This is a genomic window from Bacteroides helcogenes P 36-108 (genome assembly GCF_000186225.1).
Classification (GTDB): Bacteria; Bacteroidota; Bacteroidia; order Bacteroidales; family Bacteroidaceae; genus Bacteroides; species Bacteroides helcogenes.
In genome coordinates this window covers 355,240-371,716 of the sequence record NC_014933.1, presented here as the reverse complement: position 1 = coordinate 371,716, position 16,477 = coordinate 355,240, and the positions used below count along the sequence as shown (strand labels likewise).

At 46.9% G+C, this 16,477-nt stretch carries 13 protein-coding genes; 4 read left to right on the top strand and 9 right to left on the bottom strand.

The window, feature by feature from the left end; genetic code table 11:
* A complete protein-coding gene (locus BACHE_RS01385) occupies positions 1-1,260 on the bottom strand; it encodes an OmpA family protein (RefSeq protein WP_013545912.1) in 1,260 nt (419 codons plus the stop codon).
* Between the two features lie 136 nt (positions 1,261-1,396).
* Positions 1,397-2,539 (bottom strand): helix-turn-helix domain-containing protein, encoded by a 1,143-nt coding sequence (locus BACHE_RS01380; protein WP_013545911.1) that lies wholly within the window; start codon positions 2,537-2,539, stop codon positions 1,397-1,399.
* Between the two features lie 343 nt (positions 2,540-2,882).
* Between BACHE_RS01380 and BACHE_RS01375 the strand changes: the two genes are divergently transcribed.
* The 3 genes from BACHE_RS01375 to BACHE_RS01365 all read left to right on the top strand — a co-directional run bounded on the left by BACHE_RS01375 (position 2,883) and on the right by BACHE_RS01365 (position 5,289).
* Complete coding sequence (locus BACHE_RS01375) at positions 2,883-3,719, top strand: CvfB family protein (protein WP_013545910.1); 837 nt, start codon at positions 2,883-2,885, stop codon at positions 3,717-3,719.
* Positions 3,720-3,819: 100 nt separating this feature from the next.
* Positions 3,820-4,455 carry a proline and serine-rich protein 1 family protein gene (locus tag BACHE_RS01370; RefSeq protein ID WP_013545909.1) on the top strand — a complete coding sequence of 212 codons (636 nt, stop codon included), beginning with the start codon at positions 3,820-3,822 and terminating at the stop codon, positions 4,453-4,455.
* Between the two features lie 12 nt (positions 4,456-4,467).
* A complete protein-coding gene (locus BACHE_RS01365) occupies positions 4,468-5,289 on the top strand; it encodes a hypothetical protein (RefSeq protein ID WP_013545908.1) in 822 nt (273 codons plus the stop codon).
* On the opposite strand, the gene BACHE_RS01360 is transcribed toward BACHE_RS01365, so the two are convergent.
* The 6 genes from BACHE_RS01360 to BACHE_RS01335 form a co-directional block, all read right to left on the bottom strand.
* A complete protein-coding gene (locus BACHE_RS01360; RefSeq protein ID WP_041579099.1) occupies positions 5,257-7,209 on the bottom strand; it encodes a biosynthetic peptidoglycan transglycosylase in 1,953 nt (650 codons plus the stop codon). The two genes, BACHE_RS01365 and BACHE_RS01360, sit on opposite strands and share 33 nt — an antisense overlap.
* Before the next feature lie 182 nt (positions 7,210-7,391).
* Entirely contained in the window at positions 7,392-8,720 is a 1,329-nt protein-coding gene (locus BACHE_RS01355) for a TolC family protein (RefSeq protein WP_013545906.1), read from the bottom strand.
* A 28-nt stretch (positions 8,721-8,748) separates the two neighbouring features.
* Positions 8,749-9,855 carry an efflux RND transporter periplasmic adaptor subunit gene (locus tag BACHE_RS01350; protein WP_013545905.1) on the bottom strand — a complete coding sequence of 369 codons (1,107 nt, stop codon included), beginning with the start codon at positions 9,853-9,855 and terminating at the stop codon, positions 8,749-8,751.
* Positions 9,856-9,931: 76 nt separating this feature from the next.
* Entirely contained in the window at positions 9,932-11,173 is a 1,242-nt protein-coding gene (locus BACHE_RS01345; RefSeq protein ID WP_013545904.1) for an ABC transporter permease, read from the bottom strand.
* A 32-nt stretch (positions 11,174-11,205) separates the two neighbouring features.
* A complete protein-coding gene (locus BACHE_RS01340; protein WP_013545903.1) occupies positions 11,206-12,465 on the bottom strand; it encodes an ABC transporter permease in 1,260 nt (419 codons plus the stop codon).
* A 10-nt stretch (positions 12,466-12,475) separates the two neighbouring features.
* A complete protein-coding gene (locus BACHE_RS01335) occupies positions 12,476-13,192 on the bottom strand; it encodes an ABC transporter ATP-binding protein (protein ID WP_013545902.1) in 717 nt (238 codons plus the stop codon).
* A 176-nt stretch (positions 13,193-13,368) separates the two neighbouring features.
* Between BACHE_RS01335 and BACHE_RS01330 the strand changes: the two genes are divergently transcribed.
* Complete coding sequence (locus BACHE_RS01330; RefSeq protein ID WP_013545901.1) at positions 13,369-14,349, top strand: ROK family protein; 981 nt, start codon at positions 13,369-13,371, stop codon at positions 14,347-14,349.
* A 90-nt stretch (positions 14,350-14,439) separates the two neighbouring features.
* On the opposite strand, the gene BACHE_RS01325 is transcribed toward BACHE_RS01330, so the two are convergent.
* Complete coding sequence (locus BACHE_RS01325) at positions 14,440-16,473, bottom strand: tetratricopeptide repeat-containing sensor histidine kinase (protein ID WP_013545900.1); 2,034 nt, start codon at positions 16,471-16,473, stop codon at positions 14,440-14,442.
* Positions 16,474-16,477 lie beyond the last annotated feature (4 nt).

Here is a 16,477-nt window from a genome sequence, read left to right as displayed (position 1 = left end):
TTATATTTTCACGAATTCTACTCTTCGGTTCTTGGCACGTCCCTCATCCGTGGCATTATCGGCAATGGGGGTGGTTTGACCTTTGCCGGAGGAGGTGAGGCGGTCGGCGGCGATGCCCATTTCCACTAACTTATCGACGATGGATTTCGAGCGGGCTTCGCTGAGTGTTTGGTTGCTCGTGGCGTTGCCGGTGCTGTCGGTGTGTCCCTCGACGGAGAATTTCAGCGTCGGATTCTCGGTCATCAGTTGCACAATGCGGTTAATCTCACCCATCGATTCGGGTTTGATGACGGACTTGCCCACGTCGAAGGTGATGCCGTAGGTAATGAACTTGCCGTCGCTCATCATGCGGTCGTACAGGGGAACAGCGCCTTGGGCAATGCGAAAATTGGTAAGGGCGGCTCCTGAAGCGCTATTCATCGGGAAGTCGGAATACATGAAATTGGCTGGCTGTTTCATGTTAGGGATATTCGCAATACGCACCCCGTCGATATACATCTTGAATGCTCGCTTATTGAACGACATCGCCAAATGATGCCAACCGCCGGAGGTGATAAGATCTTCCGTTTTAAATTCTCCCTCGATTCTTTCATTTGAAGGAGAATAATAATCCCAAGAAACAACGTAATTCACACGACTATCAATCTGAAATTCCATCACAGGTCTTTTACCAGCATCATAAAAATACATTTTATACCATTGGTTGCCTTCTCTGCGTGGAGCCATTAGAATATCCATTTCGATAGTGAATTTCTCAGGCAGATAATTTGTCATGTCTTTCATCAATGGTACAATTTCCGCATTGACTCCCGGATCACGGGTAACAGCTTTCTTACCATTAACCATAGAAATTTCGCAACTTCCTTTTTTCAAATCCCACATCGAAGGAAATTCGCCTAATTGTTCATTATCCATCAAATCCTCGAAAATAATCTCATCGCCCGGCACGAAATCGCTCTTGGCATAAGTCATTTCAAGAGATTGCCCTTTCTGTTGCTGTCCGCCGTCCTGCGCCACCTGCTCGTCGGCATCCTGTCCGGCATCGTTGTTCTGGGTTTTGGCCTTCTTGCCTTTGCCCGTTACGGCATCTTCCGCCTTGTCGAAAACCTTGTCCACGGCTTTCTCCGCTTTCTCCTCCACTTTTCGTTTGGCCTTTTCTTCGACCTTTTTACCTAACCTGTTGAGCCACCCCTGCGAGTAGGCTTCCGTTGCGCTTCCCATTATAAAGAGCAGCAATGCCAATGTAATGATTCGTTTCATGTTTCCTTTTTTTATGTTCAACAATTCGTTTTTTCGTTGTTGAACAAAGTTATGGGAAATGTAACCTTTGGGAGATAAAAGGGGAAAATGATTTGTCTAACTGTGGCACGGTTAGACAAAATAGCCGGAAGAGGAGTTATTTCTTATGCGAATTGAGCCATTGGGACGGTGTGATACCCTCGCATTTCTTGAAAGCGTTGTAGAATGTCGCGCGGGAATTGAAGCCGCAGTTGGAAGCTACAATGTCGATTGTCTGATTGTTCTCCTTATAATCGGTAAGCAATTCTTTCGCTTTCTCGATTCTCATTCCATTCACCAACTCGAAGAAATTCTTACCTGCTATCAGATTGATTGCTTTAGATAATTTGTTTAACGATATTCCGGTTTCTTTCGCCACATCCTGCAATGTCAAATCGGAATTAAGATAGGCCTCCGATGCTTTGAGGTGTTCTACAACGGCATCGGCATACGTCTGCAACTGTTCCCTATTGACCGTAGCATCATCATTGCACTTGCTGTTTGCCGGCTGCACAACCTCTGCCTGCACTTCCGAGAATGTCAGTGTAGGCGGAACGTTGGCCGTCTTCATGGCATGGAATACCAAATAGCCCATTGCAACGATGTTCAGCAACTGTATCAGCCACGCATCGGTGCGCGGCCAAAGGGCGTAGCACACGAATACGGCCATGAACAGCCCGGCAAACAGCATCATGAACTTCGGAATCCACAGCTTGGAGAGCCATTCCGCTTCGGAAAAGTTCTCACGGATGATTTTTCCCGCCCGATGCAGATAAACGAATATCATCGTGAAATAGACAAACATCTGCGTAAAGACCACCACGGCATTGACATCACCCAGCCAAGTATCATCGCCCGTGTTCTCGTGAACCATAAAGTTGTATCGCTCTGCGGACGGAAGCGAAAGCATATAGAGGAAATAGAGCGCCAAGCACCCCACGGCAGGCAGGAAGTGCAACAGCCTTGCCGGATGGAACTTGAACCGTGCATTGAAATTGCGGTAGGTGAACAGCCACAACAAAGGCATCAGCATCGTATTGACCGAGAAAGAGAACGGAGCAAACCACAGAGCGATGTCATACCACCCCTCGCTGCGGCAGAGGTTATAAGAGTAGGTCGGAATGGTCGTCAGCACGATGATGGCGGCGGCATATGCGTTCTCGCCCCGGAACTTCGTGGCAGCTAACAGCAATACGGCCAGCAATGCCATTACAAAGATTGCCGAAGTATTGACAATCGCAATAAATTCGTTGTATCCCATAGCCTGTGATTTTAAGATAAGGCGTAGCGGGACATCAAGAAATGTGCATATTCTCCTTGTTTATTGCACTGAATTCCTGGTAGATGCTTCTGCCGTTTATGATGCCCCACTGTTGTATATAACTTTAGCATGTTGTCACTTTACAAAGGTATCCTTTTTTGTGATATACACCAATGTTTATAAAATTTTTATTGTAGGGCTATTTGTCTTTATTCTTCGAAATATCGATTACTTGTTCAGCTTTATCTGATCATCACCTAAATCGCTTGTTTACAACCTTCTTCTTTATCTTACACTCTGTCTCATTTTTATTTCTTATCTTTGTACCCAAAGTAACAAAGTTATGAGCATTGAGTTAGGAAAGTACAATACACTGACAGTAGTAAAGGAAGTCGATTTCGGCATGTATCTGGATGGCGGTGAAGAAGGCGAAATTCTGCTTCCGTCCCGCTATGTTCCTAAAGACTGTAAGGTGGGAGATGAATTGAACGTTTTTATATATCTTGATAATGAAGAACGTTTGGTTGCTACAACGCTGACACCCTTGGTACAGGTAGGGCAGTTTGCCTATTTGGAGGTGGCATGGATAAATCAGTACGGTGCTTTCCTTAACTGGGGATTGATGAAAGATTTGTTCGTACCTTTCCGTGAGCAGAAAATGAAGATGCAGGTGGGTAAGAGTTACGTCATCCATGCACATCTGGATGATGAAAGTTATCGTATCGTAGCTTCGGCTAAAGTGGATCGTTATCTCTCCAAAGAAAAGGCCTCCTATGAGCCGGGACAAGAAGTGGATGTTTTGATTTGGCAGAAAACGGATTTAGGCTTTAAAGTGATTATAGAGAACCTGTATGGTGGTCTGTTGTACGATAGCGAGATATTCCAGCCACTACACACAGGCATGGTGTTGAAGGCTTATGTGAAACAAGTGCGTGAAGATGGTAAGATAGACTTGGAATTACAGAAAGCGGGGCCTGCCAAAGTGAATGATTTTTCTTCTGTTTTGTTGGATTATATCCGCAGGCAGGGTGGGCGAATCACTTTGAATGACAAAAGCCCGGCGGAAGATATTTATGCTGTCTTCGGAGTAAGCAAGAAGACCTTTAAAAAGGCTGTGGGTGATCTGTATAAGAAACGTCTGCTTATATTGGATGAAAACGGCATTGAGATTAGGAATTAGTCTGCGGACATTAGGAATTTCCCTATTCATAAATAGAGACAATCATTAGGGAGGGGGGATTTCTTCTCCCTATTTTTGTAGTATAAAAAAAAAGAATACCATGATACGTCATTTAATGTTAAGTATTTGTCTGGCTCTATTCGCATTTTCAGACGCAAAAGCGGAATCGGTCGATGGAATTCGCATAGAAAGCCCTTATCGGAAGATTGTAGTAGTGGTGGACGGTCAGCCGGTTTGTTTGCCCACATTCAGTTGTTTCGTTGCCAATCTGCGAGGAAGTTACCGGGTAGAAATTTATGCAGCAACCTCTCGTGGTGAGAATCTTCGCAGAGAAAACCTTTTGTATGATGAATGTGTGAGTTGCTTCATTGGCGAGGTGACAGAAATATTTATCCCGGGTGGCAGACCGATGGGAGGAAAATGGCATGATCAACTTGTGATGTCCTCTTCTGCTTTTGAACAGTTTATAGAATTGATGAAGAAACAGGTTTTCGATTCCGACCGCAAAACGGTACTTGACCATGCTTTACAAACTTCTTGTTTCACTACTGATCAGTGCATCCGTCTGATGGAGTTTTACAGCTTCAGCAGTGAAAAGAAGGAGCTGATGAAGAGGATGTATCCTAAAATAGTAGATAAGCCGAATTTTTATTATGCGATAGATAAGCTGGACTTCTCGACAGATAAGAACGAGATAAGTGCCTTTATCAGACAATATCATGCTACAAATAACTAAAATCGAATGATTATGAAACGGATTATATTTGTATTTATCGCCGTTGTAATGAGTACAGTTGTTTACAGCGCGGCCATGAGTAACAGTAGAGTGCGTAAGGAAACCCGTTTCCTTACGGACAAGATGGCTTATGAGCTGAATCTGAATACAGAGCAGTATAATGATGTATATGAAATCAACTATGATTTTATCAATGCCATACGTTTCTTGATGGATGATGTGCTTCGGGGAGAGGAATGGGCGTTGAACCGCTATTATGATTATTTGGATGTGCGTAATGATGATTTGCGTTGGGTGTTGAGCAGCCGGCAATACGGCAGTTTTATGCAGGCTTCCTGCTTTTATCGTCCGGTTTATGTAAGTGGCGGGCGCTGGGAGTTTCGTGTTTATTTGAATTATACCAACCATAATCATTTTTACTTTCCGCGTCCATACCATTACCGTACATATTGCGGCGGGCATTATCGTACTCATTATCCTAATATGAGCTATTACCGGGGACGTTATAACCACTCTGCTTACAGTGGAGCATACCGCATCCGGGATAACAGATCATATCGTACTACCCGTCATTCTGATTTCGGTTCGGTAAATATTCGTCCGGATTCCGGTGTCCGTCCTTCCGGAACTACCCGAACGGGAAATTATAGTAGGGGTACAACTCGTCGGAGCAGAGTAAATACAGAGTCCGAAGAAGGGAGGAGTTCTTCTTCTGGCGTCAGGAGATCGAGATCGGAAAGCAACACCCGTCGCAGTAATTTTTCCGAAATACGTTCTTCCGAAAGAGAATCTTCGCATTCTTCACGGTCTGTGGAGAGAAAGAGGAACCGATGAGGTGAAATATTCTTTTGCCGTTCCTTTCAGTACCAGTTTTTCGATGTTTACCAGTGAGGCTTCCGCCTCACTGATTATTCCTTTCTTCACCAGCCTTTCTGTAATCAGGCGAAAATATCCTTCCTGATTATCTTTCAGTCTGCCATCTCCGGTAAATGAATTTTTGAAGTGTTTGGGCTTGGGGATGATAGATGCAAGGAAGATGCATTCTTCTATGTTCAACTGCGAAGGATATTTATTGAAATAAAACTCGGATGCTTCCCGTATTCCGTAAATCATCGGTCCCCATTCTGCAATATTGAGATACACCTCGTACATTCTGTCTTTTGATGTCAGCCGTTTTGTTTCTATCAGCCATACTATAAGTGCCTCTTCCAGTTTCCGGGCGATATTCTTGCTCCGGTTCAAAAAAATGTTTTTTACCAGTTGCATGGATATCGTACTTCCTCCCCGTGCAAAGCTGCGTACTTTCAGGTCGTGGATCAATGCTTCACGCATGGCATCGGGCAGAAACCCCCGGTGATAGAAGAAAGCGCCGTCTTCACTTTGCATAACCGACATTTGGAGTAAAGGAGGGATGCTGTCCAGCGGTGTGAAACCTTTCCAAGACGGACCGACGGGGAAAGTGCGTACCGGTTGTCCGTTTTCATAAGCCGTATATTCAAATTCGCCGGACATTTTGCGAAGGTCTGTTTTGCCGTAACTGAGAATCCGGAAATCTTTTTCATTCAGAGACGATTCCAGTTTCATGCTGTCCGGATGTGCGAAGTCCACATCCAGCAGAAAATGAAAGGCCAATTGTCCGGAGGTCCGGATACCTTCCAGATTGTCAAACAGCCCCTTGGGTAGCGAACGGAACAGCTCTTCTGCCGGGAACCACGGCTTATGGACAGAGGCGGTGAGGTGTAGTGCTTTCTCCAGCGCATTGTCTCTTTTCCATCTTACTCTCAGGTAAGGATGAAAAGTTAGCGAGTTGAAGCGGATGAGACTTGTGCTGTCCAGCTCTATAACCTGTGAGGTGATGTTCAGATGGAAGTCTAATTTCCCTTGATTCAGATTGATGGTTTCCGGAGAAAGGCGTTTGTGGTATAGGTGTAGGCCGCGTACTTCGGATTGTCCGGTGAGGCGTGCCTTCTCTCCTTCCGTCTTCCCTTGTGAGAGACTGCATACAAGGCTGTCAAATTCTATTTCAGCACCCAAACGGCGGTGGACGTAAGGAATTCTCAAGTGTGGAGCCGAGATACTGATACTTAGCTTTCGTGCAGATGAGTTTATTTCTCCTATTGTATGCCATTGTTGTACAATGGTATCTTCAATGACAGAAATATCGGATCGGAACCGATTCTCGAAAATACTGAATTTCGGAATGCGGAAAGTGACAAAATTATGGTTTTTACGTTCGCTGATGCAGAGGTCGGTCAGTTCTCCGTTGGCGGGGAGTATGCCGAACAGCAGATTCAGAATCGTATTGGTGCGGCGAGCATAGTTGCTGGTCTTTTCTTTCTCTGTGTGGGCAATATTCCTGTCGGCATCCGGTGGAAGGAACAAAAAATCGTAATTTGCAACGGAATCCCGCTTGATGAAGTTGAGCTTCAATCCGTCCATCCGGACATCTTTTACGTTGATATTGCCCCAAAGCAGTTGCCACAAACCTATACGAATATCGAGCGACTGCAAAGAGAGTAGTGTGTCGCGATGTTCGGGAATCACAGACAATCCTTTGAGGCAGACGGTGCTCAAACCCTTCATGGCTAAGTCGGCATAAGATACATTCAGTCCATAGCGTGTTTCTATACGGGTGATATGTTTGTCCGCCATCCGTTGTAATAGAGTGGTGCGGCAGACATACAATGTTGCCAATGCCAGCAGAAACAGGAGACTGCATCCGGCCGTTGCTTTAACAATTATTCTTTTGGTCATTTCTTTTCTCTTTTTTCTTTGGGAATATCCGCAAACCATGTCCATACCGGTATGCCTTATGGTTTCTTGAAATATTAAAACTCCCCTCTTTTTTCCTTCGGAAAATATAAGAGGGGAGAATCAAACACAACAACTAAATTTCATATTTGAAATATCATGCCATAAGCTGATTTTGGAACACTTTATTCAATGGGGACTCCTTTATAGAAATCCAGTATCTTGGAGCTGAACAGATAATCGTATTTGGCCTGCAGTTCGTCAGATTGTGCTTTCATCAGGTTTTGCTTGGCCTCATTGTACTCTACGGCATTGGCTTTTCCATTCTCGTATTTTTCGCTCATCAGTTTGAACGATTCTTCGCTGGCAAGGGCTGCGGTATGACTGCTGGTGTATTTGCTTTCGGCTGCTGTCGCTTTGTACCATGCCTGTTGTATCTCCTTGTAGAGTGTTTTCTTGGCATTATCCAACTGCAAAGCATAATTTTCGCGTTGCAGGCGTGCCGTGCGTACACGGTTGCGGGTGGCAAACCGATTGAAGATGGGAACGCTGAGGTTAAGTCCCACATACTTGCTGAAGTTGTCACTCATCTGCTGGCTGAAAGTGCGGTTGATGGTGGAGTAGTAGTTTGTGCCGAGGCTGCCATTCAATGACAGTTGCGGATAGAAAGCGCTTTGGGCAATGCGTATGTTGTGCTTGCTGCCTTCAAGACGGTATTGTGCTGCTTGTATGGACGATTTGTTTACCAAAGCTGTCTGGAAGATGTCATCCGGAGGTGTCAAAGGTGTCAAGCTTGGATTGACAGCGGGCGATTCCAGAGTGAAACCTTCCGGAGTTTCCAGTTCTATGAGCTGGCTGAGATCGAGCAGGGCCAGTTTGTAGTTGTTTCTTGCTTGTACGGCACTCATTTCGTCCTGCGCCACCCGCGACTTAGCTTCCGCCACCTCTGCTGGGGATGCTTTGCCCAGCTCGGCCAGGCGGTTGATACGGGCATATTGCTCCTTGCTCAATTGCACCTGTCCCAAAGCCACCTGATGCAGTTCCTCATTGAACAATGCTTGTAGGTAGGCCGAGGCTATATTGATGGAAATATCTTCTTTGGCTTTTTCAAGATCGGCCATGGCAGCTTTCAGGTTCAATTTAGCCAATGCGTATTGGTTAGGAATTTCCAGGCCTGTGAAAACAGGGATACTGGTGCTGAGGTTCATATTTGTCCCGTTACTGCTGGTATTGACATATACGGTAGAGTAGTCACCGGTATTTTCATTTTTGACGGCGGTCTGCGTACGTCCCCAGTTCCAACTTTGACCGGCGCTGCCATTTAAATTCGGGAGTCGTGCCCATTTAGCGGTATTGACGTCCACGGCGCTTTGCTCGGTTGCATTGGCGGTTCTGCGAATGTCGATATTGTGCTCGATGGCATAGTCGATGCATTGGCGTAAAGTCCAGCGTTCTTGAGCCTGTGCCGATAGGTAACAGGCTGTGACAAGACAGAGGAATATCTTTTTGTTCATAATGTTTCTCCTTTAAGTCTGTTTAAAGTCATTTGTCTTTTTTCTCGGCTCCGCGCACCTTGTCTTTGGCGGTGATTCCGCTTTTGACAGCAATCTTGATGCCGTCGCTCATGCCGACTTTGATTTGTCGGCGCTCGAATTTCTGTGTCGGCACGCTGTCCGTCAGTATATATACAAAGGTACTGTCACCGCTGAATTCAACCGTACTTTCCGGCAAGGCCAGTGTCTTTTGTGCGCGTTCCAGTACAATCTCGGCATTGGCGGAGTAGCCCGAACGAATCTGTACACTGTCCGGTGCGGCTATCGCAGCTTTGATTTCGAACTGGTTGGCGCCATTTTCTTCTACACCCTTTGGAGAGATGTACTCCAGTACGGCGTTGAAGGAAACGTTTTGCAAAGCTCCGATGGTCAGCTTCACAGGCATACCTTCGTGTACGCGCCCCACTTCGGTTTCGTCAATCTTTCCTTTGAAGATAAGATCGTTCATGTTGGCTATGGTGGCGATAGTTGTTCCGTCATTGAAAGTGTTGCTCATGATTACGGAGTTACCCACTTTGATGGGGACGTCCAGAATCAGACCATCGATGGTGCTTCGGATAAGTGTGCTGCTGAAAGAGGCGCTGTTCTTGGTGATGCCTTCCTTCACGATTTCCAGATTGTCTTTGGCAGTCTGCAATTCTTCGCGTGCCTGCTTCACGGTCACTTCGCCCTTCTCGTATTCCTCACGGCTGATGAGCTTGTCTTTATATAGCTTTTCTATGCGCGAGAAGTCGGTTTCCGCTTGTGTGGCACTGATTTTGGCGAGACGCACGCGGCTTTCGGCCGAGTTCAGGGTTCCCAATTCGGGAATAACTTTTACTTTGGCTATCACTTCACCTTGCCTGATGCTTTGTCCCGCTTCTTTATATACCTCGGAGATGATGCCGGAGATTTGAGGCTTGATAAGAACTTCGTCTCTCGGTTCTACTTTTCCGGTGGCTACGGTTGTCTTTTCAAGGTCGGCCACTTCAGCATTGATGGTTTCATAAACAATCACCTTGGGTTGCGACTTTTGATATAGGAACACGAATGTCCATACAAACAGTGCGGCAACGATGACCAGTGACGCGATTTTCAGATACTTCTTGGTTTTCATCTTAATATTTTTTTATATTTGTTTATTCTTCATTTTCTATTCTTTCTTCCATGCGGGTTGTCTTCGGGGCAGATTTTTATTCGTCCCTGATGGCTTCTATCGGCTTTATTGCCATAGCCCTGTAAGCGGGCGCCAGTCCGGCAAGCATACCTAAGGCTATAAGTAGCAGGCATGTGCCTATCGCCAGCCCGAAGGATACCTGAAAGTGTGTCTTTATCACTCCTGGATCGTTTGTGGCAGTTTCCAGCACTTGCAGCACCAGTACGGCAAAAGAAATACCCGCCATGCCGGCTGCGGTAGTCAGTACCATACTTTCAGAGAGAATCTGTTGCAAGATGTCCTTGGGTTGTGCACCTATGGCGCGGCGGATGCCTATTTCCGTGGTACGCTCCTTTACGGTGACCATCATGATGTTGGATACACCGATAGCTCCGGCAAACAAAGTGCCCAAGCCTACCATCCAGATCAGGATATTCACACCGGACATCAGGTTATCCATCATGGAGAACATCGCTTCTGCATTCAGAAACATGATGGCCTGCTTGTCGTCCGGTGAAATGTAATGCGCTTCCTTTACAAGACGTTCCACTTCCGGCTCCACATCTGTCACCTTTACGCCCGGTTTCATGATGAAACATACTACATCCAATTTCCCCCCCAGATTGTAGGTCTGCTGCATGGTGGTAAAAGGTAGCACAATAGCTTCGGAAGCCTGGCCTTGGATGTTGACATTGCCTTCGGAAGAGCACATTCCGATTATCCGGTAATAAATGCCATTTACCCGGATATACTTGCCACAGGGATCTTCTCCCGATTTAAAAAGGCTCTCGTAAACACGTTTGCCGATTACGCAGACTTTGCGTGATTCTTTGATGTCAACGTCGTTGATAAAACGCCCGTAAGTTATTTCCTGGTGCTCTATCTGTTCGTATTCGGGGTAAAATCCTTTTACGCTACATTCATATTTGTTTTCTCCGTAAACCGCAGTCTGACTCCAAAGAGCAAATGAAGGCGTGGCAAGTGCTATGCCGTCCACACTGCGTACACGGTCCACATCTTCCATTTCCAAATCCCACCATCGTCCTTTACGAAAACCTTTGTAAGCTTCACTCGTCTTCTGTGCAGCGATGAAGCCGGAGTTGGTGGCAAATCCTTCGAACTCCGATTGCAGCTTTTCCTTTAACCCTTGCCCGCCGCCTATGAGTGCTACGAGCATGAAGATGCCCCAGAATACACCGAACGCTGTCAGCAGGCTTCGTGTCTTGTTTCTTGTTATCGTGATAAGGATTTCCTCACACGTATCTAAGTCTATTCTCATTTTTTTTATGTATTAGCATTTTATGGAATGGGTCAGTCTGCCCTTAGCGCTTCTATCGGACTGATGCTTACTGCTTTCTTGGCTGGGAAGAATCCTGCCAGTGTGCCGGCTATGATTAATGTCAGTGTGGCCTGTATGGCAATGCTCAGATCTACGGTGGGATTGGAGAACATGGTCTGCTGAAACAAGCCTGCATCCATTGTCTGGTTGCCGAAAGCCGTGTTCATCCATTCTGTTACCCCGATGCCGGCTACCATACCGATGTAGCCGAATAGGGTGGTGATGGTGACGCTTTCCACTATAATCAGCCAGAGGATGGAGAACGGCTTTGCCCCTAATGCCTTGCGAATGCCGAACTCGCGGGTGCGCTCTTTCACGGTAATCAGCATGATGTTCGATACGCCTACAATGCCGCTTAGCAGTGTGAAAATACCGATGACCCAGATGGCGGTGCGCAGCACGCCCATTGCGTTTTGTGTTTGCAGGTAGTTGGTGAAGCGGTTCCATACCCAGATGGCGCTTTCGTCTTCCGGGTCAAAGCGGTGGTTGGAAGCCAGCGCCTTGCGGTAACTTTTCTCGAAAGCTTCGTTGCTCTCCATGCTGCTCAGGTTTTTGGTGGTAAAGATAATGTTGCTCAGCTTGTCTCCTTTGCCGTAGATGGTTTGCAAGGTGGAGAAGGGAATGTATGCTTCGTTGGCATCTCTGTCTCCCTGATCATCGTACAATCCCACTACCTGATAAGCCACTCCATTGGCATTCACGAATTGCCCGATAGGTTGGGTATGGCTTTTTCCGAACAGTATATCTGCCGTTTTCTTGTGCAGGATGATAATCTTGCGGCGATCTTTCAGGTCATTTTGGTTTATGAATCTCCCACCGGCGGTCTTCACGGTTTCCACTTCCGTATAATTGGGGTGGACTCCCAGCAGTGAGATGTTGACGTATTCCTGTCCGAAGTTGATGTTCACATTGCTTTGTCTCACGGTGGCGCCTGCGCTGATGACGTTATCGGGAAACAACTTTTCCGTGGCGGATAGATCCTTGTTGTCCAACTGTATGTTGCGTCCTTCTTTCAGGCCGTCGTACGATTTTGTGGTCCATCCGGGGAAGATGCGGATGGAATTCAGGGCGCGTTCCGAGGAGTTCTGCTCGAAGGCATGTATCAATCCGTTGCCGGCTCCAAGCAATACGATGAGCATGAAGATGCCCCATGCTACCGCAAAGCCGGTCAGAAACGTACGCAGTTTATTGCGTTTAATGGTTCCGTATATTTCTTGCCAGAGGTCTATCATAAGTCTGTTTTTATTTCATATATCCATTCTGTCCGAAAGGACTTGCGTCGTGGTTCAGGTTCTCCTCGATGCTTCCTATCACGCCGTCCTTGATATGGATGATTTTATCCGTCTGGTTGGCGACACCACTCTCATGAGTGACGACTACGATAGTCATTCCTGTTTTGTGCAGGTCTTTCAGAATTTGCATCACTTCCACGGATGTTTTACTGTCCAGTGCTCCGGTAGGTTCGTCGGCAAGGATAATCTGTGGCCGGGTGATAAGTGCGCGGGCAATGGCTACACGCTGTTTCTGCCCACCGGACATTTCATTGGGCATGTGGTTTGCCCACTCCTTCAGTCCCAGACGGTCAAGGTATTCCAAAGCCATTGCATTGCGTTTGCGGCGACCCACTCCCTGGTAAAAGAGGGGGAGTGCAACATTCTCCACTGCATTTTTGAATGAAATGAGGTTGAATGACTGGAAGATGAAGCCGATCATGCGGTTACGGTATTCTGCCGCTTTCGTTTCACTGAGATTCTTGATAAGAGTACCGTTGAGGTAATACTCGCCGGTGTCGTAATTGTCCAGAATGCCTAATATGTTGAGCAGTGTGGACTTTCCGGAACCGGATGCTCCCATGATGGAGACAAATTCCCCTTTCCCTATATTGAGGTCGATGCCTTTGAGTACATGCAGAGGTGCTCCGTTGTTGTAGGTCTTGTTGATGTCTTTTAATTGTATCACGATATGTCCTGTTTATGACTTTATTCTTATGAATTTTCAATATTAGACGCAGGGATGTTACTAAAAGTTGCATATCGGGCAAACTTTTTTAAAAAAAGATTTTGCAGTGTCGTTTTTCTTTGTGACTTTTGTAACCATTATTATTATTAACTAACTCTTTAAACAAACGTAATATCATGAATTCAAGCATGGAAAAGCCTTATGTGGTAGGCATTGACATAGGCGGAACAAATACCGTCTTTGGTATTGTGGATGCACGCGGAACTATTATTGCAAGTGGCTCTATCAAAACAGGAGCCTATGAGCAGGTTGAAGAATATGTGGATGAAGTATGCAAGAATCTGCTTCCTCTGATTATTGCCAACGGTGGTGTGGATAAGATAAAGGGCATCGGTATTGGTGCACCAAATGGCAACTATTACAGTGGAACCATCGAATTTGCCCCGAACCTTCCGTGGAAAGGAGTGATTCCTCTGGCTGCCATGTTCGAAGAGCGTCTTGGCATTCCCACTGCATTGACCAATGATGCCAATGCAGCCGGTATCGGCGAGATGACCTATGGTGCTGCGCGCGGTATGAAAGATTTCATCATGATTACTCTTGGCACGGGTGTGGGTAGCGGTATCGTCATCAACGGCCAGATGGTTTACGGTCACGACGGCTTTGCCGGAGAGTTGGGGCATACCATAATCCGTCGTGAAAACGGCCGTCTTTGCGGATGCGGGCGTCACGGCTGTCTGGAAACCTATTGCTCGGCTACGGGGGTAGCCCGTTCGGCGCGCGAGTTTCTTGCTGCCCGTACGGAACCCAGTTTGTTGCGTTCCATACCTGCCGAGAACATCACTTCCAAGGATGTGTATGACGCCGCCGTCAAAGGTGACAAGCTTGCGCAGGATATCTTTGAATTCACGGGAACGATCTTGGGTGAGGCTTTGGCCGACTTTATCGCTTTCTCCAGTCCCGAAGCCATTATTCTGTTCGGTGGTTTGGCTAAGTCCGGTGAATATATCTTCAAGCCCATACAGAAGGCGATCGATGCCAATATACTGACAATTTACAAAGGTAAAACCAAACTGCTGGCTTCCGAGTTGAAGGATTCTGACGCTGCGGTGCTGGGAGCCAGTGCACTGGGGTGGGAATTGAGAGACATCAAGTAGAAAAGGCTCTTTTCCCCGTTGTTATACAAACATAGATGAAAGGCTGTTGGCAGGAAGTTTGTCAATAGCCTTTCATATATATGCTTGGGCTTATAAAGTTCCTTCAAATGTCACTTTCCCATTCATTTCTGCGAGGTCTGTTTGGTAAGAAGCTCCTAAAACCTTCATGTACAGGCTGCAGATGCGGTTGAGTATGGATTGTTCCTCGCTTTCCATGCTTTGTGCGCTTAATGGTGAGTTTTCAACGGTCACTTTCCATCGTTTGCATTTTCCTCCGCCGTCTTCCACGTTCAGTATCATTTTTTCTGTCCATTGCGTTGTTCCTTCAGGAAGTTGCACATAAGAGGGTATCTGTATGGCTGAAACCAGTGTCTTCAGCATTCGTTGCAAATCGTGTTCAATCATGACAGGGGCGGCGCACGTTGTTTCAAAGGTTATCACGCAGCGTTTGTCGTCGCTGTTCTGGAGCTGGAATACAGCTTCGCGGCATACCTCTGCCAAATCAAATGAAGTTATCTGATATTTCATCTTACCCGACTCCAGACGTGAGAGGTCGAGTACATTGTTGACCAGATTCATCAGACGGTCAGAGTTTTCTTTCAGGATGGTGCGGATTTGCCGGCGTTCGTCGGTGTCCAGTTCGCTGCTTTGAACCAGAAGTTGGGAGAATCCGATGATGGCGCTGAGTGGTACACGTACATCGTGGCTGATGTTCCGCATGAACGACTCTTTCATGTGATCTGTCTGTTCGGCGTCTTTTTTTGCATCGTCCAATAGGTGGAGGGCATGCAAGAGCGCACGGTGTACCTTGAGGATGCGGTAGGTGATGAATACGATAAAGATCAGTATGGCCAATGCAAAAAAGGCCATCAATGCACTGGCGTATAGCACAACGCGCTGGTGTTCCATCTCCGCTTCCGTCCAGCGGGCATTTTGCAGCATGGCTGCCCGGTTGTTGGTGTCCATCAGTTGCTGCCGTTCGGCCTGTATTTGTGCAAAGTCTTTCATCAGGGGGACGGCTTCCTCGTATCGGTGTAGGGCAAGCAGTGCGCGTATGCGGTTTTCTTTGGTGATATACATGGCTACGGGCAGGCTTTGCCGTTTGTCGGCTTCGTCAAAGTAGCTCATGCTTCGTTCATAGTTGCCTGTTTCGGCTTCATATAGTCCCCAGAAGATATTGTAATAGAGGTACGAGCCTATCATCATGTCCTTGTAGTAGTATTGGGTAGCTTCGTCTAACCAATGCTTGCACAAGTCCGGCCGGTTGTCTTCCAGGTGGCAGAATGCGGCGAACACGCAGTTGTATAGTGCTACATCGTAAAATGAGCGCGGAAATTTACTGTCGGGAAATTGCGACCGGTATGTAGCGATGGCCTTCTCATAGTAGCGGGCTCCTTGGGCGTAGCAACTGTCGTTGAGGTAGATGTTTCCTATGGTGGCGTAGATGGAGGCTTCGTCTGACACAGCCAGTGATTTCAGGCTCAGAGCCTTGTTGTAGTAGTCCAGTGCCACCTCATATCGTCGGTATCTCAGTGAGACTTCCGCCAGTTGCGAGTAGGCCAGCGCCAGTCCTTTGGGCGAATGCCGTTGTTGTGCCTCTTGCTCCATTTTGAGGCTTTCTATCCGCGCCAATTCCAGATTGTTTTGTGAGATGCATACAGAGGTATAGTTACGCCATGCATGGAAGTAATAGCGGTTTCCTAAGTTGGTGGTGTCTGTCAGGGTCAGTTGTTTCACTTTCTGGCAATAGTAGTGCACGGAGTCCAGCAGTTGCCGGCTTTGGAAGTAAAGTTCCTGTTGATACCATCCGCTGTATATGAGCTCCTTGTTTTTCAGCTTGGTGGCGTCCTTTACCAACTGCCGTGTGACTTTCAGTATTGCCGGAGTGTTTCGGTTCTGTGGAAAGAGGTTTTGGAGCACCCTCAGTCTTGTGGTGTCCAAAGGCATGCGTAGCACTGTTTGCAGCATGCTGTCCACTGATTCCGAGGTGTCAAGCTGTTGCGACCGTGCGGTTTGGAGGCTTGTGACGAACAGGAGTGCCGTTAACATGAATCTCAGCGGAGAGCGTCTTGAGTTCCGCAGTGCGGATATGCAATGAATGGAAAGTATGTGTGGCTGCGTCATAGTG